The following is a 24,337-nucleotide window of genomic DNA, read 5'->3' as shown; positions in this document are numbered from 1 at the left end:
ACACCCATACGTCGGACCCGACCGGCCGGGATTGACATGCCGCAGCTAGGAATCTTTCTCAGTGACGAGAACCAGCTGCCGGAGCAGGTCGTCGAGCCGCGTGCGATCCGCGGCCGGCAGCTGGTGGATCAGCTCCTCCTCGACCTTGACGATCTGCCCGATCGCGCGTTCCCAGAGGTCGCTCCCGGTCGGCGTCAGCGTGGCGACGACCTTGCGCCGGTCGTCGCGGTCGTGCGCGCGCTCGATGAACCCACGCCGCTCCAGCGCATCCAGCCGATTGGTCAGCGCCGCTGCGGACATCCCGAGCTGCTTGGCCAAACCACCCGGTGTTTCGCGGTACGGCGTACCGCCGCGGCGCAGCATGTGGAGCGTCTTGAACTCCCACAACTGCAGTCCGTACTCCGCGAGCACGGCCTCCCGCCGCCGCTCGAGGTACCGCGTCAGGACCTGCATGCGGACCGTGATCCCTTCGACGTCCGGATCCAGCCCGGGCAACTGACCGGTCCACAGGTCGACATGAGCATCCACAAAGTCCTTCACCCGACTAACTTTTCAGCCATTGAAGGTTAGTTGTCAAATATTTCGACATCGAAATACCCTCAGGACATGACCCAGCTAGCTGCCACCGCAGTCGTCACCGCCGCCACTCACCTCATGCGCGCCGGCCAGTGGCCCGCCGCCACCGCCCTCCTGAACGCCGCCGAGCCACCGAACCTGGTGAACACCTGGCCCTCGCCCTGGCCCGCGCTGAGGTGGCCGCTGACCAGGATTTCGCTCAGCAGACCGATCACGCGCCCGCCGCGATCGCCGCCGTCGAGGCAATCATCTCGGTCCCCTCCCCCGAGCAGTCCTGGGATCTCGCGATGCTGAAGCTCCGGAAGGACTATTCGACCGTCCTCTTCGGATCACGCGCCGACGACGGAGGGCTCGCGGAACGTGCGCAGCAGCTGATCGAGGAAGCTCCGGACGATGCCCGCCGGGGAGCAGTTGCCTTCTCTGCCGGTGTGATGGCCGACAACGTCTACCAGCAGCCCCAGGAGGCGTTCGCGCACTACACGACGGCGTACCAGCTGGGTGAGAAATCCGGCGACGACCTGGTGATGTCCTACGCACTCCGGCATCTCGGCGACCACGCGCACACCGCAGGCGATCTCGTGCTGGCCAGACAGCACTGGGAACGGTCGACCGAACTGCGGCAGACGGTCGGTCACCTGCTCGGCGCGCTGGCCCAGCAGACCCTGCTCGCCGTACTCCTGCGCGACGAAGGCGACGCGGCCGGCTCACGCGCACTGGCGACCGAGGTCAACCGGTGGGCTGGTCAGGTCGACCTGAAGTTCATCGTCCGGGAGACAGCTGCCCTGATGGCAGACCAAACGCAGCCGGAACCCCAGCGCTGAAGGCGACATGATCCGGCGGGCGGCCGGGCGGGGTGAGGCCGACTGAGGTCAGCAGCGCGTCGGCGTTCAGTTCGGTGAGCGTCGCGGAGTGCAGGATCCACGGCGGATGCTCGTTGGGCAGATACCAAGTCCGTGCCGCCCGCTGGATGTGCAAACCCCAACGTGCGGTCAGGAAGTCTTCGAGCGCGCCGACTGGGATGCGCTCCCCCACCAAGATCCCAACGGCGGCCTCGATCCCGCGCAGTCTCGACGTGTAGCTGTGGCGGTCGCCGTCGCGGGTGTGGGTCATACGAGCCCACCGGTACGGGAGCCCGAAGACCGTCCGCGCCGCGGTGACCACGGCGAGCCGGTTCGCATCGAGGCTGAGGAACACCACCCCGCGCCGACCGGTCTCGTCGATCGAGTAGAGCCGGATGTTCGTCTCCAGGAACGAGCCGAAGTACGGCACACCCGGACCATGCGGCAGCCCGGTGTCGACCATCCGGAACGGCACGAGACCGACGTACGTGCGTCCCTCGAAGGTGTCCGGACGCGTGCCCGGCGGGAAGAACCGCGCGACCTCGGCCGGCTCGACCGCCCAGTGCAGGAACGTCAGGTCGAGCCACCGCTGCCGCAGGATCCGCGGTCGCCGCAGCGCCGGCGCCGCCGGCCAGGTCACTCCGCCGTCGGCCGGACCTCGCACCTCGGCCTGCCGTCGTTCAGCTCACACACGATGTACGCCGTACTCCCGGCCTCGGTCGGCTTCCACGGCATCACCGCATCGCCCGCGAGCAACGCATCCAGCGTCTGCAGCTCAGGGTCGCGCTGCTCGGCGTGATGGTGGTACCCCGCCGCCCCCAACGCCAACGCGATCGACATCCCGAGCAGATTCACCTCGTTCGCCCCGTCCGGGACGGTCGTCCCCTCCACCGGCTCCAGCTTGATGCCGTGGTCCGGGACCTCCACGATCTGCGCGGCGTACTTTCCAGCACTCATAGGCCGAGCGTAGCCGTAGCGGTCAGCCGCTGTCCGCTACGCCTTCTAGTGTCGGACGCATGGAGTTTCGGGTAGAGGTACCGCAGACAGAGCTGGACGAGTTGCACCGTCGCCTGGACATGGCGCGCTGGCCGGACCAGTTGCCGGACGTCGAGTGGTCGTACGGCGTCGAACGCGAGCGGCTGCGGGACGTCACGGAGTACTGGCGTACGGCGTACGACTGGCGGCGGTTCGAGAAGCGGCTCAACGCGCACCCGCAGTATGTGACCGAGGTCGACGGGCAGCGGGTGCACTACCTCCACACGAAGTCGTCGGGAATGCCGCTGCTACTGCTGCACGGCTGGCCCGGAGCTGGCTCCGACTACCTAGAGCTTATCGAGCCGCTCTCGCAGGACTTCGACCTGGTGATTCCGACCATGCCCGGCTTCGGGTTCTCCGGACCGACCAGCGCGACCGGGTGGGGTGTGGAGCGCATCGCGCGGGCGTGGATCAGTTTGATGGAGGAGCTCGGGTACGAGCGGTACGGCGTCCACGGGTACGACTGGGGTGCGCGGATCGGGCCGGCGCTCGCGCGGTTGGCGCCGGAGCGCGTGATCGGGCTGCACTTGGATGGCTACCTGGCGTTCCCGCAGGGCGAGGAGCTGACGGAGGACGAGCAGCAGCGGTTGGGCGGGTTGGACAGGTGGCAGGCGGAACGGTCCGGGTACGCCTCGATCCAGGGCACCCGGCCGCAGACGTTGGCCTACGCCCTGGTCGACTCCCCCATCGGTCAGCTGGCCTGGAACCTGGAGTGGTACGACGACTACGGCCACCGGATCGGTGCCATCAGCAACGACAAGATCCTGGACGGCGTGACGCTGACCTGGCTGACCGGGACCGCGGGCTCACAGGCCCGGCTGTACCGCGAAGGTCAGTCGTCGTGGAGCACAGAGGTCGAGTACTGCGCTGTGCCGACAGGGCTCGCGGTGTTCCCCAACGACAGCACCGTTCGCAAGCTGGTCGAGCGCGAGTTCGATGTCGTGCACTACACCGAGTTCGACCGCGGTGGGCATTTCGCCGCACTGGAGGTCCCCGAGTTGGTGATCGGGGACCTCCAGGATTTCTTCGGCAAGCTCTAGGACGAGAAGGCCGCGTCGAAGGATGCGGTCGGGGCGTCGAAGGCGAGGGTGCGGACGAACTGGATCGCTTCGGCGGCGCCGACCAGGCGGTCCATGCCGGCGTCTTCCCACTCGATCGAGATCGGGCCGTCGTACCCGATCGTGTTGAGCATCCGGAAGCACGCCTCCCACGGGACGTCCCCGTGGCCGGTCGAGACGAAGTCCCAGCCGCGCCGCGGGTCGCCCCAGGCGAGGTGCGAGCCCATCCGCCCGTTGCGGCCGTTGCCGACCTGGCGCTTCGCGTCCTTGCAGTCGACGTGGTAGATCCGGTCCTTGAAGTCCCACAGGAAGCCGACCGGGTCCAGGTCCTGCCAGACGAAGTGCGACGGGTCCCAGTTCAGCCCGAAGGCCGGCCGGTGCCCGATCGCCTCGAGCGTCGCGGTCGTCGTCCAGTAGTCGTACGCGATCTCCGAAGGATGCACCTCGTGGGCGAACTTCACACCCACCTCGTCGAACACGTCCAGGATCGGGTTCCACCGATCCGCGAAGTCCTGGTACCCGGCCTCGAGCATCGCCGGCGGCACCGGCGGGAACATCGCGACCGTCTTCCAGATCGACGACCCGGTGAACCCGACCACCACGTCGACCCCGAGCGCCCGCGCGGCCCGGGCGGTGGTCTTCATCTCCTCCGCCGCCCGCTGCCGGACGCCCTCCGGATCACCGTCGCCCCAGATGTGCGCGGGCAGGATCGCCTGGTGCCGCTGGTCGATCGGGTCGTCGCAGACCGCCTGCCCGAGCAGGTGGTTCGAGATCGTCCACACCTTCAGGTTGTTCTTCTCCAGGATGTCGAGACGATCCTGGACGTACGCCGGATCCCCGGCAGCACGCCGTACGTCGAGATGGTCGCCCCAGCAGGCGATCTCGAGTCCTTCGTAGCCCCACGAGGCCGCCAGCCGCGCCACCTCCTCGAACGGCAGGTCGGCCCACTGGCCGGTGAACAACGTGATCGGTCGAGCCATTCGTCTCTCCTTGTCGTGTTACTGCAGGGGTGTCCCCGGCGGCGTCCGGAGCGCGAGGCCGCCGCCGGGGACGGTCACCGTAGGACTCGCCGGGCCGTCGCCCGTCCGGGGCCGAACCAGCCGGGGCGGCGGCAGGTGTACGGCGGCGAGTTCCCACGGCGACGTCATCAGGCCAGCCGTGCCTTCAGGTCCTGACCGACCGCGGTCAGCAGGGTTCTGGCGGGCACGTCCCGGACCGTCCGGGCCTGGGCCAGGTACAGGTTGAGCGCCACCGCGGCGACCACCGACTGGTTGCGCTTGACGGCACGCTCGGCCAGGCCGAGCTGGATCTTCATCACCGTGGCGGTTGCCAACGGCACCTTTCCGGCGACCCGGTAGCGATCGACCAGCTTGACCGCTTCCGGGTACGACGCGACGACGGTGAACGGGACGTTCTTTACCGAAGTGTTGCCGGCCTTGTCGGTTGCCGTCGCCGTCAGCGTGTGTGCGCCGAGCCCCAGCACCACGCCGTCGAGACTGCCCGTGGTCGCCTTACCGTCCAAGGTCATCACCACAGACCCTGGTCCGGAGAGCGCGTCCGCGGCGGTCGCTGTCACCGACGCAGTCGACGCGACGCCCAGCGCCGCAGGTAAGCCGGCGACTGTTGCTGTTGGCGGCGTCTGGTCGAGCTTCACCGTCACCGTCGCCGGCTCCGACACGTTTCCGGCCGTGTCACTGGCGCGGACCGACAGCGTGTGGGTGCCGTCGGCCGACAACGCGATCGGTGCTGTGTATTCGGACCAGTTGCCGTCACCAACCTTCTGTTCCAGATACACCTGACCACCTTGGTCATCCGTTCCCATGGCAGTCGCCGTGACGGGACTCGTCCACCAACCCGCTTGTCCCGAAGGCGTGGACGGGTTCAGCGACAGGTTGACGGTCGGCGCCGTCGTGTCGGTGACTCGCTTGAAGTACTCGAACTTCGCTGTCTTCGAAGCCGCCTGATCGACACCGAAGGCGTAGATGCCGAACTTCGCGTTGGCGAGCGCCGTGTTGGTGACAGGTGGCAGCGCCGTCCAGGTTGTGCCGTCCGAGCTGTAGGAGCCGGTGTAGGTCGAGCCGGTCTTGGACAACCGGAGGTACCAAACACCCTGAGACGGACTCGGGGCGTTGGGCTGCGGAGACTGGACCACATCGGCCACCTCGCTGCGGAGTTCGATGCCGCGCGCAACGGTCGAACCCGCCGGGTTGGTGGTGAGGTAGTCGAGTTTCACGTAGTTCGCATCGTCGGCGTAGACCATCAGACCCGCCTGCTGGAAGGCCTCGTCGAACGTCGAGGCGTCCACCTTGGTCTCAATCGTCCAGTCGCCGTCGGGCGCCGGCTGGAGCATGAGGTTGCGCGGGTTCGTCGCCGTACCGCCGTAGATGTCGCCCTTGCTGGTGTCGATCTCCAGCCCGCCACCGCTGACTCGGTAGGCGGCAGGATCAGGCCGTACGACGTCCGTCCAGCGGCACGCGTCGAGCGTCGTCCCGGTGAACTCGTCGTCCGGGGTCGGCTGCTCAGCGGTGTCGTCGGGCGTGATGCTGAAGTAGTCGAACGACGCCGCGATCGGCAACGCCTCGGTCCGGTTGGCCAGTCCGAACAGACCGATCCGCGGGTTGGTGATCCCGGCGAGCTGCTTCGTCTCCGGCATCTCGGTGAAGGTCGCGCCGTCCGCGCTGTACGCCGCCTTCAGGTTCGCGCCGTCCGACGTGAACCGCACCCAGACCGTATCCGGGTACGCGACACCGAGGTTGGCCGTGTTCGACGCGGCAACCTCGTTCGGTACGCCGTTCTCCTCGCGGATGAACTGGAAGATCCGATCGGCCGCCGAGGGCGCGCCCGTGGATCGACCCTGGATCACCATCTTGGCGTAGTTGTCGTCGTCGCCGTACACGATCAGCCCGGCCTGCTGGTAGGCCAGGCGAGCCGGCAGGGTCACCTTCGTGGTCGCCGACCAGGCACCTGCGGGGAGCGGTTGCAGGACGAGGTTCGGAGTACCGGTGTTGCCGGTGCCGTAGATATCCGTTGCCGTCAACGGGATCGACAACGCACCGTTCCCGACCGACAGCTCTTGGTTGCCGCGGACAACTGATGACCAACGGGCTGTGTCGAGCGCCGTGCCGTCGAAGCCGTCGGAACGGCCGGTCAGACAGGTCGGGGCGGATGGCGAGTCGACCGTCACGTCGACCTTTGCGGTGCCAACAGCTCCGCGCGAATCCGTGACTGTCGCCGTCACCGTGTGCTTGCCCGGGACCGTGAAGGTGTGGGACGCAGTCGAGCCGGTGGCCGTGCCCCCGTCGCCGAAGCTCCACGCGTAGGTGAGCGGCAGATCGCCCTCAGGATCCGTTGCAGCAGCTGTGAAGTCGACTGCCAAAGGAGCCTTGCCCTGGGTCGCCGATGCCGTCACCGTCACTGCCGGGCGCTGGTTCTCCGTCACGCCCTTGCCGATGAACTTGACCCAGTTGACGTTCAGCTGGCCGGTCGTCTTCACGAAGTACAGCGGCCCACTGTCCAGCGACGCACCGCTCACGTCACCGGTGAAGTCGCCGTACGTCTGCCATCCGCCGGTCGGCGTCACCTGGATGATGGCAACGACCGGACCGTCCGTCGGCGACCCCTGTCGGACCTGAACCGTCGCACCCGCGTCGGGTGAGGCAGCACGCAGCTGGAGCTGGTTGATGTTGGTCAGGTTGGTCGGCTTCCAGCCCCACCAGTCACCGTCCTCGATGAACCCGATGTTCTTGCCACCGCCCGCGGTGTCACCGGTGTCCTCGACCTGTACGCCGGGCGCCGAGCCAGGCCCACCGGTCTCGCTGAAGAACTCCGCCTCGCGGGTCTTCGGCTGCAGCTGGACCACCTTCTGGCTGGTGATCTTGCCCGTTCCCGGCGCGCCCTTGTCCGTGTAGGTCACGGTGACGATGCCGAAGATGTTCGCGCCGACATGGCCCTGGTCGCCCGGCAACGGGAACTCGCCCTCGCAGCCGTGGTACTGCTCGTACGGATGCGCGTGCTCGTCGTGCCCGAGCGCCGGCTGGGTGATCACATCATTGCAGTCGATCACGCCGTCCTCGGGGTCGGTGACCGTCACCTTGTAGTGGATCGTGTCGCCGAAGTCGAAGAACCCGCCGTCGACGGGCGTCTGCACGGTGATCGTCGGCGCGGTGTTCCCGGCCGTGATCGTCCGGTTGGAGACCGCAGTACGGCCGTCCGGATCGGTCACCGTCAACCGCGCCGTGAACACGCCCGCGGTCGCATAGGTGTACGACGGTTTGGCGTCGGTGCTGTCCGTCGTACCGTTGCCGTCGAAGTCCCAGGCCAACGTGACCGGTTGCCCATCCGGATCTCGCGAGCCGGTCGAGTCGAACGCCACTGTCAACGGCACCGGGCCGGACGTCTTGTCGGTCGTGAACTGCGCGATCGGCGCCCGATTCCCTTGCACGTAGTCGATCCGGTAGACGCCGGAGTCGGCGTTGTTGCCGCCGAACCCGCTCCCCCACTCGATCACGTACAACGCGCCGTCCGGTCCGAACTGCAGCGCATGCGGCCGGATGAAGTTCATCTTCTGCAGCATCCGTGACACGTCGGCGATGCCGGTGCGATCGTCGTTCAGCTGCACCGAGAACAGGCGGCTGTCGTTCCAGTCCGCCCACACCGCCTTACCGTCGAAGTACGCCGGCCACTTGCGATCCGAGGGGTTCGCGGCGTCGTACTTGTAGGCGCCACTGGTCATCGGCGCGCCGCTGCCGCCGATCTCCGGTACGCCGGTCGTCGACTTGCCCTGCCACATCGTCGCCGGGATCGCGGCCGGCAGCTGCGTCAGCCCGGTGTTGTTCGGCGACTCGTTGACCGGCGCGTTGCAGTTGAACGTCGCTCCCGACGTACCGGTCGCGAAGTCGTAGTCGTTGTACGGCGTGTTCGCACCGACGCAATACGGCCAGCCGTAGAAGCCGGGCTGGGTGAGGATGTTCCACTCGACGCGACCGTCCGGACCACGGGTCGGCGACACCGCACCGGCGTCCGGCCCGTAGTCCGCGACGAACAGGTGGTTGGTGGTCGGGTCGATCCCGATCCGGAACGGGTTACGGAAGCCCATCGCATAGATCTCAGGCCGCGTCTTCGCCGTACCTGGCGGGAACAGGTTCCCGGCCGGGATCGTGTACGAGCCGTCCGCTTCGGGATGGATCCGTAGGACCTTGCCGTTCAGCACATTGCTGTTGGCCGCGGACCGCTGCGAGTCCCACGCGGCCCGGCCGGCCCGCTCGTCCAGCGGCGCGTAGCCATCGGAGTCGAACGGGTTGCTGTTGTCGCCAGTGGCAACAAACAAGTTGCCGTTGCCATCGAACTCGAGCGCACCGCCCGCGTGGCAGCACTGGTCGCGCTGAGTGTCCACCCGCAGTACCTGCTGCTCGCTGGCGAGGTCGAGGGTGTCACCAGTCACCTTGAACCGCGAGACCCGGTCGAACGGCTCAGAGCTCACCGGCGAGTAGTAGAGGTACAGGAAGCCGTTCTGGGCGAAGGCAGGATCCAGAGCGATGCCGAGAAGCCCGAACTCCTGGCCCGTGTAGACATCCAGCGTCCCCGCGGTAACCACCGAACCGTCGGTCTTGATGATCTTCACCGCGCCGTTCCGGTCGATGTAGAACACCCGGCCGTCATCGGCGATGGACAACTCCATCGGGTTCGAGGTGTCGTCGTCCAGCGTGACCTTCTCGTAGCTGTCGCTCAGCGACGCACCACAGTCCGCCGGCTCGACACCGGCCGCGGTCTTGATGCCGCCGAGCAGTTGTTTGCGGAACGTCCGGTCGGCGTACGACTCGATCGTGTGGCCCATGCCCGTGTACCAGGCACGGCCGCCGTCGTAGTCCTGGCACCAGGTGATCGGGTGCTCGGGACCCATGTTGCCGCCCGTGTACGACGACTCGTCGAGCGAGGCGAGCACGTGGACGGTGCCGCGGGGATTGGTCCGGTAGTTGTACCACTCGTCGGTGCGCTGCCACAGCGTCGGCGCATCGGCGGTGGACGGATGGGCGTGGTCCTCCACCTTCACCGTCGCGGTCGGCGTGCCGGCCGGGTGACTGTCGAAGTAGCTGCCGACGAGCTGGCCGTACCAGGGCCAGTCGTACTCCGTGTCGGACGCGGCGTGGATACCGGCGTACCCGCCGCCGCCGCGGATGTATCGCTCGAAGGCGGCCTGCTGGTCCGCGTTCAGGACGTCGCCGGTCGTGGACAGCCAGATGACGACCTCGTACTTCGCCAACTCGGTGTCGTTGAACATCGACGCGTCCTCCGTCGCGGTGACGGTGAAGCCGTTCTCGGTGGCCAGGTCCTTGATCGCCTGGATCCCGGCCGGGATCGAGTCGTGCCGGAATCCTGCGGTCTTGCTGAAGATCAGGGCGTTGAACGTCTCGTCACCGTGACCGGGATGGGCCCGGGCAGGTAACGGTGCCAACAGGGCCGCGATCAGGGCGAGCACGAGAAGGCACACCAACGTGCCAGGTCTGCGTAGCTGGATCATGCGGAGCTCCTCATGGGGACGGACAAGGGGTGCGCGCTCCATCACTACGAATCCCGTGCTCTGCCCTGCGCGGGACTACTTACCGGCTAGCTCAACGGACGCCGAGCAGGTGCTCCATCGCCAGCTGGTCCAGCCGTTCGAACCCGAGACCGCGCTCGGCCAGCGCGTCCGGGTCGTACTTCGCGGCGCGGAGATCGGCCAGCGACTCACCCTCGGCCAGGGTGGGCTCTGACAACTCCGCGACCCGTGCGGCGGCGAGTGCCTCCGCAACCTCGGGGTCGGCACGGAACGCCTGGACCTTCTCGCGAAGGATCAGATAGTTCCGCATACAGCCCCGCGCGGTCTCCCAGACGCCTTCCTCGTCCTCGGTCCGCGGCGGCTTGTAGTCGAAGTGGATGTGGCCCTCGTACGCCGGGTAGCTGCCGGAACCCTGCAGGACGTCGACCGTCCAGAAGGCCTCCCGCAGGTTGCCGGCACCGAACCGCAGGTCCTGGTCGAACCGCGGACCGTGCTGCCCGTTGAGGTCGATGTGGTACAGCTTCCCGTGCCACAACGCCTGCGCGATCCCGTGCGCGTAGTTCAGGCTGGCCATCTGCTCGTGGCCGACCTCGGGGTTGATGCCGACCAGCTCGGGATCCGCCAGGTCGTTGATGAAGGCGATCGCGTGGCCGATCGACGGCAGCAGGATGTCACCGCGCGGCTCGTTCGGCTTCGGCTCGATCGCGAAGCGGATGTCGTAGCCCTGCTCGCGGACGTACGCGCAGAGCAGGTCCATCGACTCCTTGTACCGGTCGAGCGCGGCCCGGACGTCCTTCGAGCCGCCCGACTCGGCGCCTTCACGACCGCCCCAGAGCACGTACGTCGTCGCGCCCAGCTCGGCGGCGAGGTCGACGTTGCGGAGCACCTTGGCCAGCGCGTACCGCCGTACCTGCCGGTCGTTGGCGGTCAGACCGCCGTCCTTGAAGACCGGGTGGGCGAACAGGTTGGTGGTCATCATCTCGACGGCCATGCCGGTGTCGGCCAGCGCCTTCTGGAACCGGTCCAGCGTCTGCTTGCGGGTGGCGTCGTCGGGGACGACGTCGTCGTCGTGGAACGTGACCGCCGCGGCGCCCAGTTCGGCGAGCTTCTCGACCGCGTGGACCGGGTCCATTGCGGGGCGGACCGCCGTACCGAACACGTCGACGCCCTGCCAGCCGACGGTCCACAGACCGAAGGAGAACTTGTCGTCCTTGGTCGGGGTGTAGCTATTCATTGCGGAATCTCCTGCCATTGTCGTGACGTCGAGCTGGTCTCGACCGCGGCCAGCACTCGCTGGACCTGCAGCCCGTCGGCGAACGACGGTGCCGGATCGACTCCTTCGGCGATCGCGGTGACCAGGTCGACGACCTGATGGGTGAACCCGTGCTCGTAGCCGAGCAGGTGGCCCGGCGGCCACCACGCGGCGACGTACGGGTGGGCGGGTTCGGTCGCGAGGATGCGGCGGAAACCGGCAGTCCTCGAGTCTTCGGTGGCGTCGTAGTAGTGCAGGAGATTCATGTCCTCGAAGTCGAACGCCAGACTTCCGAGGCTTCCGTTGATCTCGATCCGGATCGCGTTCTTGCGTCCGGTGGCGAACCGGGTCGCCTCGAACACGCCGAGCGCACCGGACCGGAACGTGGCCAGGAACACGGCCGCGTCGTCGACCGTGACCGGTCCGCGCTCGGTCCCCGCCGTACCGGCCAGACCGGAGTGCTCGGCCGCGACCGGGCGCTCCTTCACGAACGTCTCCAGTCGCGCGCTGACCTCGCCGATCGTGTCACCGGTGATGTACTGCGTCATGTCGATGATGTGCGCGCCGATGTCGCCGAGCGCGCCGGAGCCGGCCTTGGACTTGTCCAGCCGCCAGGACAGCGGCGCCTCCGGGTCGGCGATCCAGTCCTGCAGGTACTGCGCGCGGACGTGCCGGATCGTCCCGAGCTTGCCCTCGGCAACGAGCTGGCGGGCCAGCGCGATCGCCGGCACCCGGCGGTAGGTGAACCCGACCATCGACCTGATCCCCTTGGCCCTGGCCGCCTCGGCCGCGGCGGTCATCGCCTCGGCCTCCTCGACCGTGTTGGCCAGCGGCTTCTCGCACAGGACGTGCTTACCGGCCTCCAGGGCTGCGATCGCGATCTCGGCGTGGCTGTCGCCCGGCGTACACACGTCGACAAGCTGGACGTCGTCGCGGCCGAGCAGCTTGCGCCAGTCGGTCTCGGTGTCCTTCCAGCCGAGTTTCGTCGCGGCCGCCTGTACAGCCTCGGCGTTGCGGCCGCAGAGCACGTTCATGGCGGGGTCCAGCGGCAGGTCGAAGAAGCGCGGCGCGCTCCGCCAGGCCTGCGAATGGGCCGCACCCATGAACGCGTAGCCGATCAGGCCGATGCCCAGGTTCGTCATAGCTCTCCTCTTAGCTCTCGCGGTGTTGATTAGCTTTCGAAGGCGGTAGGCATGTACTGGTCCACGTTGTCCTTCGTGACCACCGGCGCGTACAGCTGCACCGTGCGCGGCACCTCGACCTCCACCAGGTCGCCGAGAGCCTTCTTCTGCACCAGCAGACGGGCCAGCCGGATGCCGTCGGCACCCTGCGTGGACGGGTAGATGACGGTGGCCTTGAGCAACGAGTTGCCGGACTTGATGTCCCGCATCACGTTCGCCGAGCCGGCCCCGCCGACCACGAAGAACTCCTTGCGGCCGGAGTTCTTGATCGCGGCCATCACGCCGACGCCCTGGTCGTCGTCGTGGTTCCAGATCGCGTCGATCTTCGGTGCCGCCTGCAACAGGTTGGCGGCGGCCTTCTCCCCCGACTCCACGGTGAACTCCGCGGCCACCCGGTTGCTGACCTTCAGCCCGCAGTCCGCGAGCGCTTCCTTGAAGCCCCGGCTGCGGTCCTGAGTCAACGGCAGCGAGTCGATGCCGGCGATCTCCGCGACCACCGCGTCCTTCTTGCCCTTCAGCTGGTCGCAGATGTACGTGCCGGCCGACACGCCCATCCCGTGGTTGTCACCGAGCACCGTCGTCCGGGCCGCGAACGGGCTGTCGAACTCGCGGTCGACGTTGATCACCGTGATGCCGGCCTCCATCGCCTTCGTTGCGACCGGGGTGAGCGCGGCCCCGTCGAAAGGAAGCAGAACGATGGCGTCGACCTTCTGGTTGATGAACGTCTCGACCTGGCTGATCTGCAGGTTGACGTCGTTCGTACCCTCGGCGACGACCAGTTCGACGTCGGAGTACTTCTTGGCCTCGGCCTGGGTCGCCTTGGTGATGGCACCCATCCAGCCATGGTCGGCGGCCGGCGCGGAGAAGCCGATCTTGACCTTCTTGCCGGGCTCGTCGTTCTTGACCGCGGCCTGGTTGGCCGGCGCCTTGTCGGCGTTGTCCTCGGCCTTCGGGGTGTTACTGGTACACGCAGTCAACGCGACCGCAGCGAGACCTGCGACCACCAGACTTCGGGCGGAACGTTTGGACATCGTTGTCCTCCTATGAACTCGTCGTGCGGGCGGCCAGACGTTGCTGCAGCAGGACGGCGACCACGATGATCGCGCCCTTGGCCACAGACTGGGCGGAGATGCTCAGGTTGTTGAGCGTGAAGACGTTGTTCAACGTCGTGAAGATCAGTACGCCGATGACCGTGCCGACGATCGTGCCGCGGCCGCCGGACAGCAGCGTGCCGCCGATCACCACCGCCGCGATCGCGTCCAGCTCGTACAACTGACCGTGGGTGGAGCTTCCCGTTGTCGTCCGGGCCATCAGCATCACCGCGGCGATCCCGCAGCACAGCCCGGCCAGGACGTACAGCGCCACGGTGTGACGCTGGACCTTGATACCCGCCAGGCGGGCGGCCTCGGCGTTGCCGCCGACGGCGAACGTACGACGGCCGAAGGTGGTCCGGTTCAGCACCACCCAGCCGGCCGCGGCGACCAGCAGGAAGATCCAGACCAGCACCGGTACGCCGATCAGCGAGCCGCCGAAGAAGTCGACGAACGAGTTGACCGTGATGATCTGGGTCTTCCGGTCCGAGATGATCTCGGCCAGACCGCGCGCCGCCGCCAGCATCGCCAGTGTCGCGATGAACGGCACGATCTTGCCGTAGGCAACCAACAGCCCGTTGACCAGACCGCACGCGGCGCCGACCACGAGTGCCGTGGTGACCATGAACAGCCAGTGGTAGTCGGCGGCCAGCTGCTGGGTGGCCAGCGTGGTCGCCCAGACCGAGGCCAGCGCGACCATCGCGCCGACACTCAGGTCGATCCCGCCGCCGGTGATGACGAACGTCATACCGACGCTGACGACACCGATGACGGCTGCCAGTCGCAGGATCGTCAGCACGTTGGCGCCGGTGGCGAACGTGTCGCCGGCGGTGATCACGCCGACGATGCACAGTACGACGAGCGCGATCACCAGGCCGAGGTTGCGGCCGAAGCCGGACCTCAGCAGGTTGGCCGATCGTTGCGCCGCCGGCTGGGTCACAGTCGCCTGTGTAGACGCTGTCGTTTCTGGTGCCTGTCTATCTGGTTTCTGTGTATCTGGTGTCGTGATGTCCTCACTCATCACACGGCACTTCCCTCCATCACCAGGTCCAGGACCTGGTGTTCGTCGATGGCTTGCGCGGGTCCCGTGTGGACAGCACGCCCCTCCCGCAGTACGACGACCCGGTCCGACAGACCGAGCACTTCCTCGACCTCGCTGGAGACCAGCACGATCGCGACCCCGTTGGCCGCCAGCGTGCGGATCAGCGCGTAGATCTCCGAGCGCGCGCCGACGTCGACGCCACGCGTCGGCTCGTCGAGCAGCAGCACCCGGCAGTCCCGCAGCAACCAGCGCGCCAGCACGACCTTCTGCTGGTTGCCGCCGGACAGGTTGCGGACCGGATGGTCCACCCCGGCCGGCCGCAGATCCAGCGACCTGGCCAGGCCGGCCGCTGCCTCCCGCTCGGCCCGGTTGTTCAGGAATCCCCCGCTGGCGAACCGCTGCATCGTCGAGACGGTGATGTTCTTGTACACCGCTTCGTCCATCAGCAGCGCCTGGCTCTTACGTTCCTCCGGGGCGAGCCCGACCCCGGCCTTGACGGCCGACTGCACCCGGCCCGGCCGCAGGACGGCGCCGTTGACGCGGACGGACCCGCTCGCCGCGCGACGAGCGCCGTACACAGTCTCGAGTACTTCGGAACGGCCGGAGCCGACGAGGCCCGCGAGCCCGAGGATCTCGCCGGCCCGGACCGTGAAGCCGATCCCGGCGAACTCGCCCGGCCTGGTCAGGTCGTCGACCTCGAGCACGACCGGCGCCGTACCCGGGATCTCGTTGCGCGGCGGGAAGACGTACTCGATCGAGCGTCCGGTCATCAGCCGGATGAGTTCCTTCGTCGGGGTCTCCCGGGCGTCGAGTCCGGTCGCGACGGTCGCGCCGTCCTTCAGGACCGTGACCCGGTTGCCGATCTGGCGAATCTCCTCGAGCCGGTGCGAGATGTAGACGACCGCGACGCCGCGCTCGGTCAGGCCGCGGATCACCCGGAACAGGTTCGACACCTCTTCGGAGTCGAGGACCGCGGACGGCTCGTCCATCACGATCAGCCGGGCGTCACGGGACAGCGCCCGGGCCATACTCACGACCTGCTGACCGGCGGCCGGCAACAAACCGACGGCCCGGTGGGTGGGGATCTCGGCGTGTCCGAGGCCACGCAGGATCTCGCGTGCCCGGACGGTCGCCTCATGCGTGCGGCTGAAGCCGAACCGGGCCGGCTCGTGGCCGAGAAAGATGTTCTCGGCAACGGTCAGGTCGGGGACCAGGTCGAGTTCTTGGTAGATCGCGGCGATCCCGCGCTGGATCGCCGCGGTCGGACTGTTCAGCTGGACCGGCTCGCCGTTCAGCTGGATCGAGCCCGCATCCGGTTGGTGCGCACCGGTCAGCACCCGGATCAGCGTGGACTTGCCGGCGCCGTTCTGCCCGAGCAGGCAGTGCACCTCGCCGGCACGAACGTCGAGGTCGACACCGTCGAGCGCCCGTACACCGGGAAACTCCTTCACGATGCCGGTCATCGTCAGTAGATCGGTCATCGCGCGACTCCGATTCTGGTCGGGTCGACGAAGACCTGGTCGAGCGAGATCTGCGCGCCGCCTCGGACGGCCGCCGCGAAACCGAGCTCCGACCGGACCACGCGGCAGCCGCCGCCGTTCGGTGCGATCACGCGGTCGCGGATCGCCTTCTCCAGTGGCTCTTTCAGCCATGGCCCGAGCACGGCGAAGTAGCCACCGAGTACGAGCACGTCCGGGTTCAGGATGTTCACCAGGATCGCTCCCCCAATCCCCAGCCAGGTACCGACGTCCTTCAGGGCGGACAGCGTCCGCGCCTCCCCCGCTTCGGCCCGCCGGGTGATCCCGGCCAGCCGTTGCTCCACGTCCAGCGACGGATCCCGTACCGGGTCGTCCCTGTCCGTTGCCTTGTGCAACAGTGCGGTCAGCCCGACGACGGTCTCCCAGCAGCCGGTCCGGCCGCAGCCGCAGGTCCGCCCGGGCGGTGCGACCGGCATGTGCCCGACCTCGCCGCTGTACCCGTGCCCGCCGCGCAACAGCTGTCCGCCGGCCACCACACCACCGCCGACACCGACCGCACCGGTCAGCAGCACGAGATCGTGCACCGGCTCGTCCTCGGTCTGGCGCAGATCGGCGTACGCCGCCAGCGCCGCCAGGTTCGCCTCGTTGTCGACGTGCAGCGGGTACGTCGGCTCGCCGAGCCGCGTCCGCATCTCCTGGGCGACCGACAGCTCGCCCCACCCCAGGTTCGGCGCGAGCTTCAACTCTCCGGTCTCGCCCTGGACCAGGCCGGGCACGGCCAGGGTGACCCCGGCCAACTGTCCGCCGCGCGTCTCCACGGCCGCGACCGCTTCCTTGACCAGGTCCGCGAAACGGTCCAGCGTCGTACTGGGATCGAGGTGTGCGACATCGACCGGGACGCGCTTCTCGAGCACGACCGCGCCGGTCAGGTCGAGGGCAGCGACGGCCAGGTAGTCCACGTTGATCTCGGCCCCGACGCCGCACACCCCGGTGCCGTCGAGCTCGACGAGCAGACCCGGGCGGCCGAGAGCCCGGCTCGAGTCGGCCCGTCCTTCGCGGAGCAGGCCGCGCTCGACGAGCTCGGCGACGAGGCTGCTGACGGTCGCTTTGTTCAGTCCGGTGTCGTCGGCGATCCGCGCCCGCGAGCGCGGGCCGAGGTCGCGGACATGCCGCAGTACCACGGAGAGGTTGTTCCGCCGGAGCGAGACATGATCGGCGGCAACGCCCCGGCTGCCCGGGCGGCGGCCGTCCGTCAGCGTCATCTGTCCACCCCTCCGCAGACTTTGTCTGTTGAACCAACAAACTAAGTTCACACGGGTGGGTCGTCAAGACTTCGTAACAGTCGAGTTCTTGCAGGAATTTGTTCAGCTTTGTACGCTCGCCGCGCACTCTCCTGTCCGCCCCCACCAGGAGCACCCCATGACGCTCTCCCGCCGTACCTTCCTTGCTGCGACCGCCGCAACCGCAGTCGCCGCCACTCAACTCGAGACCGCCTTCGCCGCCAGTCCGCCCGGAGATGTGGTCGGCAAGATCACCGTCGGATACCAGGGCTGGTTCGCCTGCCCCGGCGACGGCGCCCCGATCAACGGGTGGTGGCACTGGAGCAACAACTGGGGCCAGCCGCCCTCGCCGACGAACACCGCGATCGTGAGCTGGCCGGACGTCCGCGACTTCAGCACGACGTACGCGAACCTCGTCAACGGGCAGCCCGCCAAGCTGTTCTCGTCGTACGACCAGCAGACCGTGAACACGCACTTCCAGTGGATGCAGCAGAACGGCTGCGACACGGCCGCGCTGCAGCGGTTCAACCCGACCGGCGGCGAAGGACCGACGCGCGACGCGATGGCCGCGAAGGTGCGGCAGGCCGCGGAGCAGTACGGGCGGAAGTTCTACATCATGTACGACGCGACCGGCTGGACGAACATGCAGTCGGAGATGAAGGCCGACTGGACCTCGAAGATGAGCGCCTACACGTCGTCACCGGCGTACGCGCGGCAGAACGGGAAGCCCGTGGTGTGCATCTGGGGCTTCGGGTTCAACGAGGCGAACAAGGACTTTCCGGCGTCGGTGTGCCTCGATGTCATCAACTGGTTCAAGGGTCAGGGCTGCTACGTGATCGGTGGCGTGCCGACGCATTGGCTGCCTGGGAACGAGGACTCGCGGCCCGGGTACCTGGACGTGTACCACGCGTTCAACATGCTGTCGCCGTGGATGGTCGGCCGGATCAGTGACATCGCCGGCGCGGATCACTACTACAACAACGTGAACCAGCAGGACCAGGCCGACTGCAACGCTCACGGGATCGACTACCAGCCGTGTGTGATCCCCGGCGACCTGCAGTCCGGGCACCGTGCGCACGGCGAGCTGATGTGGCGGCAGTTCTACAACTTGACGCGGGTCGGCGTGCAGGGCATGTACATCTCGATGTTCGACGAGTTCAACGAGGGCAACCAGATCGCGAAGACCGCGGAGTCGTCCGCGTGGGTCCCGTCCGGCACGGGCATCCGCGCGCTCGACGAGGACGGTACGGCGTGCTCGTCGGACTACTACCTCCGGCTGACGAACGACGGCGGCCGGATGTTCAAGGGCCAGGCACCGTTGAGTGCGACACGGCCTACCGTTCCAATGCCGAGCCAGGGCTCAGGTGGCGTGATCTTCTACGAGCACGTCGATTACGGCGGCGCGGCCGGCACAGCGCTTGCCAAGGGCAACTACACCCGCGCGCAGTTGCAGGCGGCCGGCGTACAGGACAACTGGGCGTCGTCGGTGCGCGTGCCGTCCGGGTGGACAGTGACGATCTACGCCGGCGACAACTTCACCGGGCAGACGTGGACACGCACGGCAGACACACCCAACTTCATCGCGCTCTCCCCGAACGCGAACGACCGGCTGACGTCCTGCCGGATCTCCTAGAACAGCTCCATGCTGTCCGCGGTCGCGGTGATGACCGGGTTGTCGAAGTACATCCGGCAGGCGATGGCGTGGCCGGAGCAGGTGAGCAGGGCCGGTCCGGCCGCGTCGACGACCTTGTAGGCGACCGGGTGCTCGCAGCGCTCGACCTCGCCCTCGTTCTGCCGGCCGCAACCGAGGACGTGGCAGGTCGCGGTGTCGCCGATGTTCATCAGCGTCAGGCCGTGCTCGGGGCAGACGCCCCAGCCGACACCGCAGACCTGGCCCTCGTTCGCGGCCAGGCGGACGAGCTTGCCGGCAGTTGCCTCGAGCTTGGTCGCCATCTCGCGGAACGTGGTGGCGGCCTGGTCGAGCTCCTGCCGGAACCGCCGCAGCTCGCTGGAATCGGGCATGCTCTGCGTCGCGGCCTGCAGATCCTCGGCCAGCGTCATCGCCGCGACCGCGATCTCGTCGACCCGGACCGGGGTGTTGAACTGACGCAACGTCGTACCGTTCTGCACCCGTGGCCGGTCGCGTACCTCGGACAGCCAGTCCGAGCGCGATGGCTCTTCGGTCCGGATCTCCGCCACCTGCTCCCCTGGCTGCCAGGTCGGTGGCTTCGCGCCGGGCTGCTGGCCCGACTGGCCCGGCTGCTGGCCAGGACGTGGCTCAGGAAGCGGCTTCGCCTCCGGACGACGGCCGGTCGGCCCGTCGGACTGATCCGCTGCCGATGCTTCGAGGTGTGCGGATGGTTGCGGACCGTGACCGTTGGTCCCGTTGGCCGACCCGTTCACCGGTATCCGGCTCTCCTGCGCTGTCCGCCCGTTCATACAGCCTCACTGTCCGGTGCCTGGCACCCGCCATACGCGATGCGTCCCCTGTTGTGCCCTCGGTGGCCGATCGTGCCATGTCTCAGGTACCCACGACCAGAGGAAAACGAACGGCGTCACCCACCGCTCCCCCGTACTTGCAGACCGCAACCACCAACCCCCAGGCATGAGCAGATTCCCCCACGTAAACGCCACCGAATCACACCGGATGAGTTACTCAACGTGGTTTTGACATTTCCGCACTGACTGTCGTCAGGCGGTCGCTGTGAGGTGTTCTTTGAGGAATTCCACTGTCCGGGCGCGGGCCTTGAAGGCCGAATTCGGCGGGTTGTCGCGAACCTCGGCCGTCAGCACCGCATGCGCGCCCTTGGCGTACCCGTCGGGGTTGCCCGGCGAGGAGTCGAGCTCGATCACCTCGAACGCGTCGCCGAGGTGCGTACGGAGCGTGTTGAATCGCTCCGGCGGCGCGGCTCGGTCACCGCTGAACCGCAGCCCCAGCACGCACAGCCCGTCGGTCCGCGTCCGCTCCTTGACGACCTCGAACTCTTCCTGCGACAAGCCGGGGTCGCGACGCATTCTCGCGCTCACCGGGAACGGCACTGACGGCTGACTGAGCACCGGCGCGTTGACGACGTCCTCGACGGCGGCTGCGAGGGCGAATCCCCCGGTGAAACACATGCCGATCACGCCGACGCCGCGGCCCGGCGTACGCGCGGCCAGGTCCCTCGCGACGGCACGCAGGTACTTCGTGATCGGCCGCTCGGCGTTCACCGCGAAGCTGCGGAACTCCTTCGAAACGCACAGCCGCGCAACGGTTCCGAGCGTGTAGCCCATTGTGGCCGGGCGTCCCGGCGTACCGAAGGGTGATGGGATCACGACCGTGAAGCCCTCATTGACGAGGTGCTCGCCGAACTCGGCCACCTCGGGACTCAGGCCGGGGATCTCCGGGATCAGCACGACGCCGGGTCCCTGGCCCTTCTCGAAGCAGTCGTACGTCAGGCCGGCACCGGTGAACGGCGCCCTCCGCCAGGAGCTCAGGTCCACAGTCATGCTCCGCAGCTTAGAGTGTGCGGTCGGCAACAGCCTGTCGTCCGAGTGATCTGAATTCCTCGACCATCGGGCGAATCTCGACCATCCCGACCTCGGTGACCGGATGACCGGCCGCGATCTCGATCGCCTCTTCGAGCGTGTCGCACTCGATCAGGTCGAAACCGCCCATCTGTTCCTTGGACTCGGCGAACGGACCGTCGGTCGTGACGACCATGGCGCCGCTGCGTCGTACGGCGGTCGACTGCGCCGGCGGTTGCAAAGCACCGCCGGTCAGGTGGACGCCGCGCGCCTTCACGTCAGCGACCCAGGCCTCGGTCTTGCGGATCGTCTCGTCGGGAACGCCGTCGGGATAGTCGTGGTCGGGACGGATCAGCAGCAGATACTTCACGGATTTACCCTCCGTTGGAATCGTCGGAGCTTCAACGGGACGTCGTTGCCGGATTGCAGCTTTGTACATGGGTTCTGGTCTGCACTGTCTGAAATACTCCGGACGTCTACCACTTTGACCCGTGGGGGGTCCTGTGAGTCTCCGCCCTGCTCATTTGCTGCGCCTCGGGCTGCCTGCTGCCCTGATCGCCGGCTCGCTGATCATTCTGACCGGCTCGTCCGGTTCGGCTGCCGGGCTTTCGCCGTACCGTCCGCCGTTCACCGCCCACCCGTCGGCGGCGGCCGAGTTCGAGCCGAACGCGGTGATGGTGAAATTCAAGCCCAAGGCAACGACCTCGGCGCGACGGGCCGCCGTGGCGAAGGCCGGCGGCAGCACCGAGGACTCGATCGCCTCGAACGTCGTGAAGATCAAAGGCGAGCTGTCCGCGCCCGACCTGCTGAAGAAGCTGAAGGCCGACCCGAACGTCGAGCTGGCCTCGCTGAACTACAAGCGCTACATCTCAGCGGTCCCGAACGACGAGTACTACAACACCGATCAGAAGACGTACCTCGGCACTGCCCGGGTACCGCAGGCCTGGGATCTCTCGAAGTCGACCGGCAACCAGATCGTCGCCGTCCTCGATACCGGTGTCGACGCCGGCCATCCGGATCTCGTCGGGCACCTGGTCGCGGGCTACAACGCCACGTCTCCGAACCGCGGGCCGATCGACGACAACGGCCACGGCACCATGACGCTGGGCATCATCGCCGCCGCGGCGAACAACGGTGTCGGCGTTGCCGGCGTCGGCTGGAACGTGAAGGCGATGCCGGTCAAGGTGCTGGACTCCAACGGCGGCGGGTACGACGTCGACATTGCCGAGGGCATCGACTGGGCGGCTGCTCACGGCGCGAAGGTGATCAACATGTCGCTCGGCGGACCGGGCGACAACCCGATCCTGCACGACGCGGTCAAGCGCGCCGTCGCCGGCGGCGTGACCGTTGTGGTTGCCGCTGGCAACAGTGGCACCGACGAGCTGCAGTACCCGGCGGCGTACCCCGAGGCGATCGCCGTGGCCGCGACCAACGCCGGCGGTGTGCTGACCGACTTCAGTTCGTACGGCGACTGGGTCGACGTCGCGGCACCGGGGTGGAACATTCTCAGCACCGGCGCGCGGAACCTGACTCCGCCGCAGTACTCGCCGTACTGGTATTGCACCGGGACCTCCTGCTCGGCGCCGATCGTGACAGGGATCGCGGCGCTGGTGAAGAACAAGTGGCCGTCGTTCACGCCGGCCCAGGTCGCCCAGCGGCTCGAGGTACTCGCGCGGGATGCGGGTCCGCGCGGCATCGATCCGTACTACGGCCACGGGATCGTGGACGCCTACGCCGCCCTCGGCGGCCGCTTCGCCCCAGACTTCCCGGTCAACCCCGAGGACAATCTCGACCAGCCGTCCCGCTCCTTCCCGGTGGCGGTGCCGGCCGGAGGTTCCAAGTCGGTCACCTCGACGATCAGCGTCGAGGGCGACGTCGACTGGTACCAGGTGACGTCGGCAACCAACCGCAACCTCAAGGTGTCGGTGACCGGGCCGCTGTTCAGCTGTGCCTATTCGGTGAACTTCGGTCCCCGCGTCGACGTCTACAACGGCAGCCTGCTCCCGTTGGGGCACGCGGTGAACCCGTACCCGTCCACGCCGACCGATCCCGCCACCGGCTGTCCAACCGCGACGACGCTCACGGCGTCGGTCAACGTCAGCGCGTCCGACGTGACCTTCATTGCCGTGCGCAACGACAACGGGTCCAGGGACACGCGGAAGTACACGTTGACCGTCTCCGAGGAAGGTGCCGGCTCGACGCCGAGCGGGACCGCCTACCCGGTCGTGGACGTCAAGCCGAACGATCTGTCCGCTGCTGCTCCGCTCACAACGACGCCGGTCGTGATGTTCGCGCGGGCTGTCGTTGCCGACAGCGTCAACCCGACGACGGTCCGGCTGCTGAACGGCAGGACCGGTACGGCTGTCGGCGCGACGGTCGCCTTCGACGCCGGGACCCGACTGGCCACGATCAAGCCGACGGTGCCGTTGCTCGACAACACGCCGTACCGGATCGTGGTCAACGGAGTGCAGGGGGACGGTGGGACGCTCGCGCCGTTCACCAGTGTGTTCTCGACGGTGGACCAGGTGCCGGCTGCTGTTGGTGCGTTTGATGCGACGGGCGCCTATCTGGCCGCGAACCTCAGCTGGAAGGTGCCGCCGACGGGCGACCTCGACCAGGTGATCGTGCGGCGGAACCCGACGAGCAAACCACCTACGTCGACGACCGGGACGCTCGTCTACGCGGGCACGGGTTCTGCGGTGAAGGACACCGGGCTCGCGCAGGGCGTGACGTACACGTACGCCGCCTGGGTCAAGGATCGCGGCGGCAAGGTGAGCCCGATGGCGACGACGCAGTTGCTCGGCATGAAGACCGGGATCTCGACGACGTCGACGTCGATCAACTACGGCGGGACGATCACGCTGCGCGGAAGCACGCTCCGGATCGACAACAAGGCGTACGCCGGTCTGCCGACCAACCTCTACGTGCGGCCGAAGAACTCGCCGAAGTTCACGCTGCTCGCGGCGCTGAAGACGTCGGCCACCGGGACGGTCAGCTTCGCGTACAAGCCGTTGGTGTCGTCGGTGTTCATGATGACGTTCCCGGGCAACACCGACCTGATGGGGACGCGCACACCGGACATCACCGTCAACGTAGCGCCGACGATCTCGGCCACGATGACACCGACATCGATCAAGCTAGGCAGCACCACGGCGATCAGCGGCTACGTCACTCCGGCACACGCCGGCCAGTCGGTCTACCTGCAGCAGTACGGCAACAAGATCTGGAAGTCGCTCGCCTCGCTGAAGCTGACCTCCTCAGGCAAGTACGCCTTCGGCATCAGACCAGCAACACGAGGCCAGATCGCCTACCGCATCTGGTTCCCGGCCGACGCCGACCATGCACAGGCATTCTCCGCAACCAAGATCGTCACCATCAGCTGAACCTCGCGTCGCGCGTGCCCCGGCCGCATCGGCCGGGGCACTCGCGTCGTACACGCCCCGGCCGCTTCCGCCCGCGCACT

General features: G+C 67.6%; 18 protein-coding genes. 4 read left to right on the top strand and 14 right to left on the bottom strand.

The window, feature by feature from the left end; all coding sequences use genetic code 11:
• Positions 1–45: 45 nt before the first annotated feature.
• The gene (locus ACFWUU_RS10190; RefSeq protein WP_233714997.1) at positions 46–540 is read right to left on the bottom strand and encodes a MarR family winged helix-turn-helix transcriptional regulator; all 495 of its coding nucleotides are present in this window, start codon (positions 538–540) and stop codon (positions 46–48) included.
• A gap of 212 nt (positions 541–752) precedes the next feature.
• On the opposite strand from ACFWUU_RS10190, the gene ACFWUU_RS10185 reads away from it, so the two are divergent.
• Positions 753–1,397 (top strand): hypothetical protein, encoded by a 645-nt coding sequence (locus tag ACFWUU_RS10185; protein WP_380174442.1) that lies wholly within the window; start codon positions 753–755, stop codon positions 1,395–1,397.
• Here ACFWUU_RS10185 and ACFWUU_RS10180 read toward each other — a convergent pair.
• Together ACFWUU_RS10180 and ACFWUU_RS10175 are read right to left on the bottom strand one after the other, a co-directional pair.
• Positions 1,336–2,079, bottom strand: a complete 744-nt coding sequence (locus ACFWUU_RS10180; protein WP_233714998.1) for a YqjF family protein — start codon at positions 2,077–2,079, stop codon at positions 1,336–1,338. The two genes, ACFWUU_RS10185 and ACFWUU_RS10180, sit on opposite strands and share 62 nt — an antisense overlap.
• Positions 2,052–2,372: a hypothetical protein gene (locus tag ACFWUU_RS10175; protein ID WP_380174441.1), complete on the bottom strand. Its 321-nt coding sequence runs from the start codon at positions 2,370–2,372 to the stop codon at positions 2,052–2,054. Before ACFWUU_RS10175 ends, ACFWUU_RS10180 begins: the two co-directional genes overlap by 28 nt.
• Positions 2,373–2,431: 59 nt before the next feature.
• On the opposite strand from ACFWUU_RS10175, the gene ACFWUU_RS10170 reads away from it, so the two are divergent.
• Entirely contained in the window at positions 2,432–3,490 is a 1,059-nt protein-coding gene (locus tag ACFWUU_RS10170; protein ID WP_380174439.1) for an epoxide hydrolase family protein, read from the top strand.
• Here the strand turns inward: ACFWUU_RS10170 and ACFWUU_RS10165 are convergent.
• The 8 genes from ACFWUU_RS10165 to ACFWUU_RS10130 form a co-directional block, all read right to left on the bottom strand.
• A complete protein-coding gene (locus tag ACFWUU_RS10165; protein WP_380174437.1) occupies positions 3,487–4,488 on the bottom strand; it encodes a sugar phosphate isomerase/epimerase family protein in 1,002 nt (333 codons plus the stop codon). The two genes, ACFWUU_RS10170 and ACFWUU_RS10165, sit on opposite strands and share 4 nt — an antisense overlap.
• Before the next feature lie 167 nt (positions 4,489–4,655).
• Positions 4,656–10,025, bottom strand: a complete 5,370-nt coding sequence (locus tag ACFWUU_RS10160) for a ThuA domain-containing protein (protein ID WP_380174435.1) — start codon at positions 10,023–10,025, stop codon at positions 4,656–4,658.
• 91 nt (positions 10,026–10,116) lie between these two features.
• Positions 10,117–11,277 carry a xylose isomerase gene (gene xylA, locus ACFWUU_RS10155; protein WP_380174433.1) on the bottom strand — a complete coding sequence of 387 codons (1,161 nt, stop codon included), beginning with the start codon at positions 11,275–11,277 and terminating at the stop codon, positions 10,117–10,119.
• Positions 11,274–12,437, bottom strand: a complete 1,164-nt coding sequence (locus ACFWUU_RS10150) for a Gfo/Idh/MocA family protein (RefSeq protein WP_137257447.1) — start codon at positions 12,435–12,437, stop codon at positions 11,274–11,276. Before ACFWUU_RS10150 ends, xylA begins: the two co-directional genes overlap by 4 nt.
• Positions 12,438–12,466: 29 nt before the next feature.
• Entirely contained in the window at positions 12,467–13,507 is a 1,041-nt protein-coding gene (locus ACFWUU_RS10145) for a substrate-binding domain-containing protein (protein ID WP_137257448.1), read from the bottom strand.
• A 10-nt stretch (positions 13,508–13,517) separates the two neighbouring features.
• Positions 13,518–14,507, bottom strand: a complete 990-nt coding sequence (locus ACFWUU_RS10140) for an ABC transporter permease (RefSeq protein ID WP_202877899.1) — start codon at positions 14,505–14,507, stop codon at positions 13,518–13,520.
• 80 nt (positions 14,508–14,587) lie between these two features.
• Positions 14,588–16,090, bottom strand: coding sequence for a sugar ABC transporter ATP-binding protein (locus ACFWUU_RS10135; protein ID WP_380174431.1), 1,503 nt, complete (start codon positions 16,088–16,090; stop codon positions 14,588–14,590).
• Entirely contained in the window at positions 16,087–17,349 is a 1,263-nt protein-coding gene (locus ACFWUU_RS10130) for an ROK family protein (protein WP_380174429.1), read from the bottom strand. Before ACFWUU_RS10130 ends, ACFWUU_RS10135 begins: the two co-directional genes overlap by 4 nt.
• A gap of 157 nt (positions 17,350–17,506) precedes the next feature.
• Here ACFWUU_RS10130 and ACFWUU_RS10125 point away from each other — a divergent pair, with 157 nt between their 5' ends.
• Positions 17,507–19,000, top strand: coding sequence for a lectin (locus tag ACFWUU_RS10125; RefSeq protein WP_380174427.1), 1,494 nt, complete (start codon positions 17,507–17,509; stop codon positions 18,998–19,000).
• Here ACFWUU_RS10125 and ACFWUU_RS10120 read toward each other — a convergent pair.
• The 3 genes from ACFWUU_RS10120 to ACFWUU_RS10110 form a co-directional block, all read right to left on the bottom strand.
• Positions 18,997–19,806, bottom strand: a complete 810-nt coding sequence (locus tag ACFWUU_RS10120; RefSeq protein ID WP_380174425.1) for a hypothetical protein — start codon at positions 19,804–19,806, stop codon at positions 18,997–18,999. The two genes, ACFWUU_RS10125 and ACFWUU_RS10120, sit on opposite strands and share 4 nt — an antisense overlap.
• Positions 19,807–20,058: 252 nt before the next feature.
• Positions 20,059–20,856 (bottom strand): dienelactone hydrolase family protein, encoded by a 798-nt coding sequence (locus ACFWUU_RS10115; protein WP_380174423.1) that lies wholly within the window; start codon positions 20,854–20,856, stop codon positions 20,059–20,061.
• A 10-nt stretch (positions 20,857–20,866) separates the two neighbouring features.
• The gene (locus ACFWUU_RS10110) at positions 20,867–21,244 is read right to left on the bottom strand and encodes a YciI family protein (RefSeq protein ID WP_380174421.1); all 378 of its coding nucleotides are present in this window, start codon (positions 21,242–21,244) and stop codon (positions 20,867–20,869) included.
• A 133-nt stretch (positions 21,245–21,377) separates the two neighbouring features.
• Between ACFWUU_RS10110 and ACFWUU_RS10105 the strand changes: the two genes are divergently transcribed.
• Complete coding sequence (locus ACFWUU_RS10105) at positions 21,378–24,257, top strand: S8 family serine peptidase (protein ID WP_380174419.1); 2,880 nt, start codon at positions 21,378–21,380, stop codon at positions 24,255–24,257.
• The last annotated feature ends 80 nt before the right edge of the window (positions 24,258–24,337 follow it).

The sequence above is a fragment of the Kribbella sp. NPDC058693 genome (assembly GCF_042715335.1).
In the GTDB taxonomy this organism is placed as follows: domain Bacteria; phylum Actinomycetota; class Actinomycetes; order Propionibacteriales; family Kribbellaceae; genus Kribbella; species Kribbella jiaozuonensis.
This window is presented reverse-complemented; position numbering and strand designations above follow the sequence as displayed.

Bases quoted from the DNA above. Each gene is read 5' to 3' on its own strand.
- ACFWUU_RS10115 (WP_380174423.1), bottom strand. From the start codon at position 20,856: ATGACTGTGGACCTGAGCTCCTGGCGGAGGGCGCCGTTCACCGGTGCC.
- ACFWUU_RS10120 (WP_380174425.1), bottom strand. From the start codon at position 19,806: ATGAACGGGCGGACAGCGCAGGAGAGCCGGATACCGGTGAACGGGTCG.
- ACFWUU_RS10145 (WP_137257448.1), bottom strand. From the start codon at position 13,507: ATGTCCAAACGTTCCGCCCGAAGTCTGGTGGTCGCAGGTCTCGCTGCG.
- ACFWUU_RS10125 (WP_380174427.1), top strand. From the start codon at position 17,507: ATGACGCTCTCCCGCCGTACCTTCCTTGCTGCGACCGCCGCAACCGCA.
- xylA (WP_380174433.1), bottom strand. From the start codon at position 11,277: ATGAATAGCTACACCCCGACCAAGGACGACAAGTTCTCCTTCGGTCTG.
- ACFWUU_RS10130 (WP_380174429.1), bottom strand. From the start codon at position 17,349: ATGACGCTGACGGACGGCCGCCGCCCGGGCAGCCGGGGCGTTGCCGCC.
- ACFWUU_RS10135 (WP_380174431.1), bottom strand. From the start codon at position 16,090: ATGACCGATCTACTGACGATGACCGGCATCGTGAAGGAGTTTCCCGGT.
- ACFWUU_RS10170 (WP_380174439.1), top strand. From the start codon at position 2,432: ATGGAGTTTCGGGTAGAGGTACCGCAGACAGAGCTGGACGAGTTGCAC.
- ACFWUU_RS10175 (WP_380174441.1), bottom strand. From the start codon at position 2,372: ATGAGTGCTGGAAAGTACGCCGCGCAGATCGTGGAGGTCCCGGACCAC.
- ACFWUU_RS10160 (WP_380174435.1), bottom strand. From the start codon at position 10,025: ATGATCCAGCTACGCAGACCTGGCACGTTGGTGTGCCTTCTCGTGCTC.
- ACFWUU_RS10165 (WP_380174437.1), bottom strand. From the start codon at position 4,488: ATGGCTCGACCGATCACGTTGTTCACCGGCCAGTGGGCCGACCTGCCG.
- ACFWUU_RS10150 (WP_137257447.1), bottom strand. From the start codon at position 12,437: ATGACGAACCTGGGCATCGGCCTGATCGGCTACGCGTTCATGGGTGCG.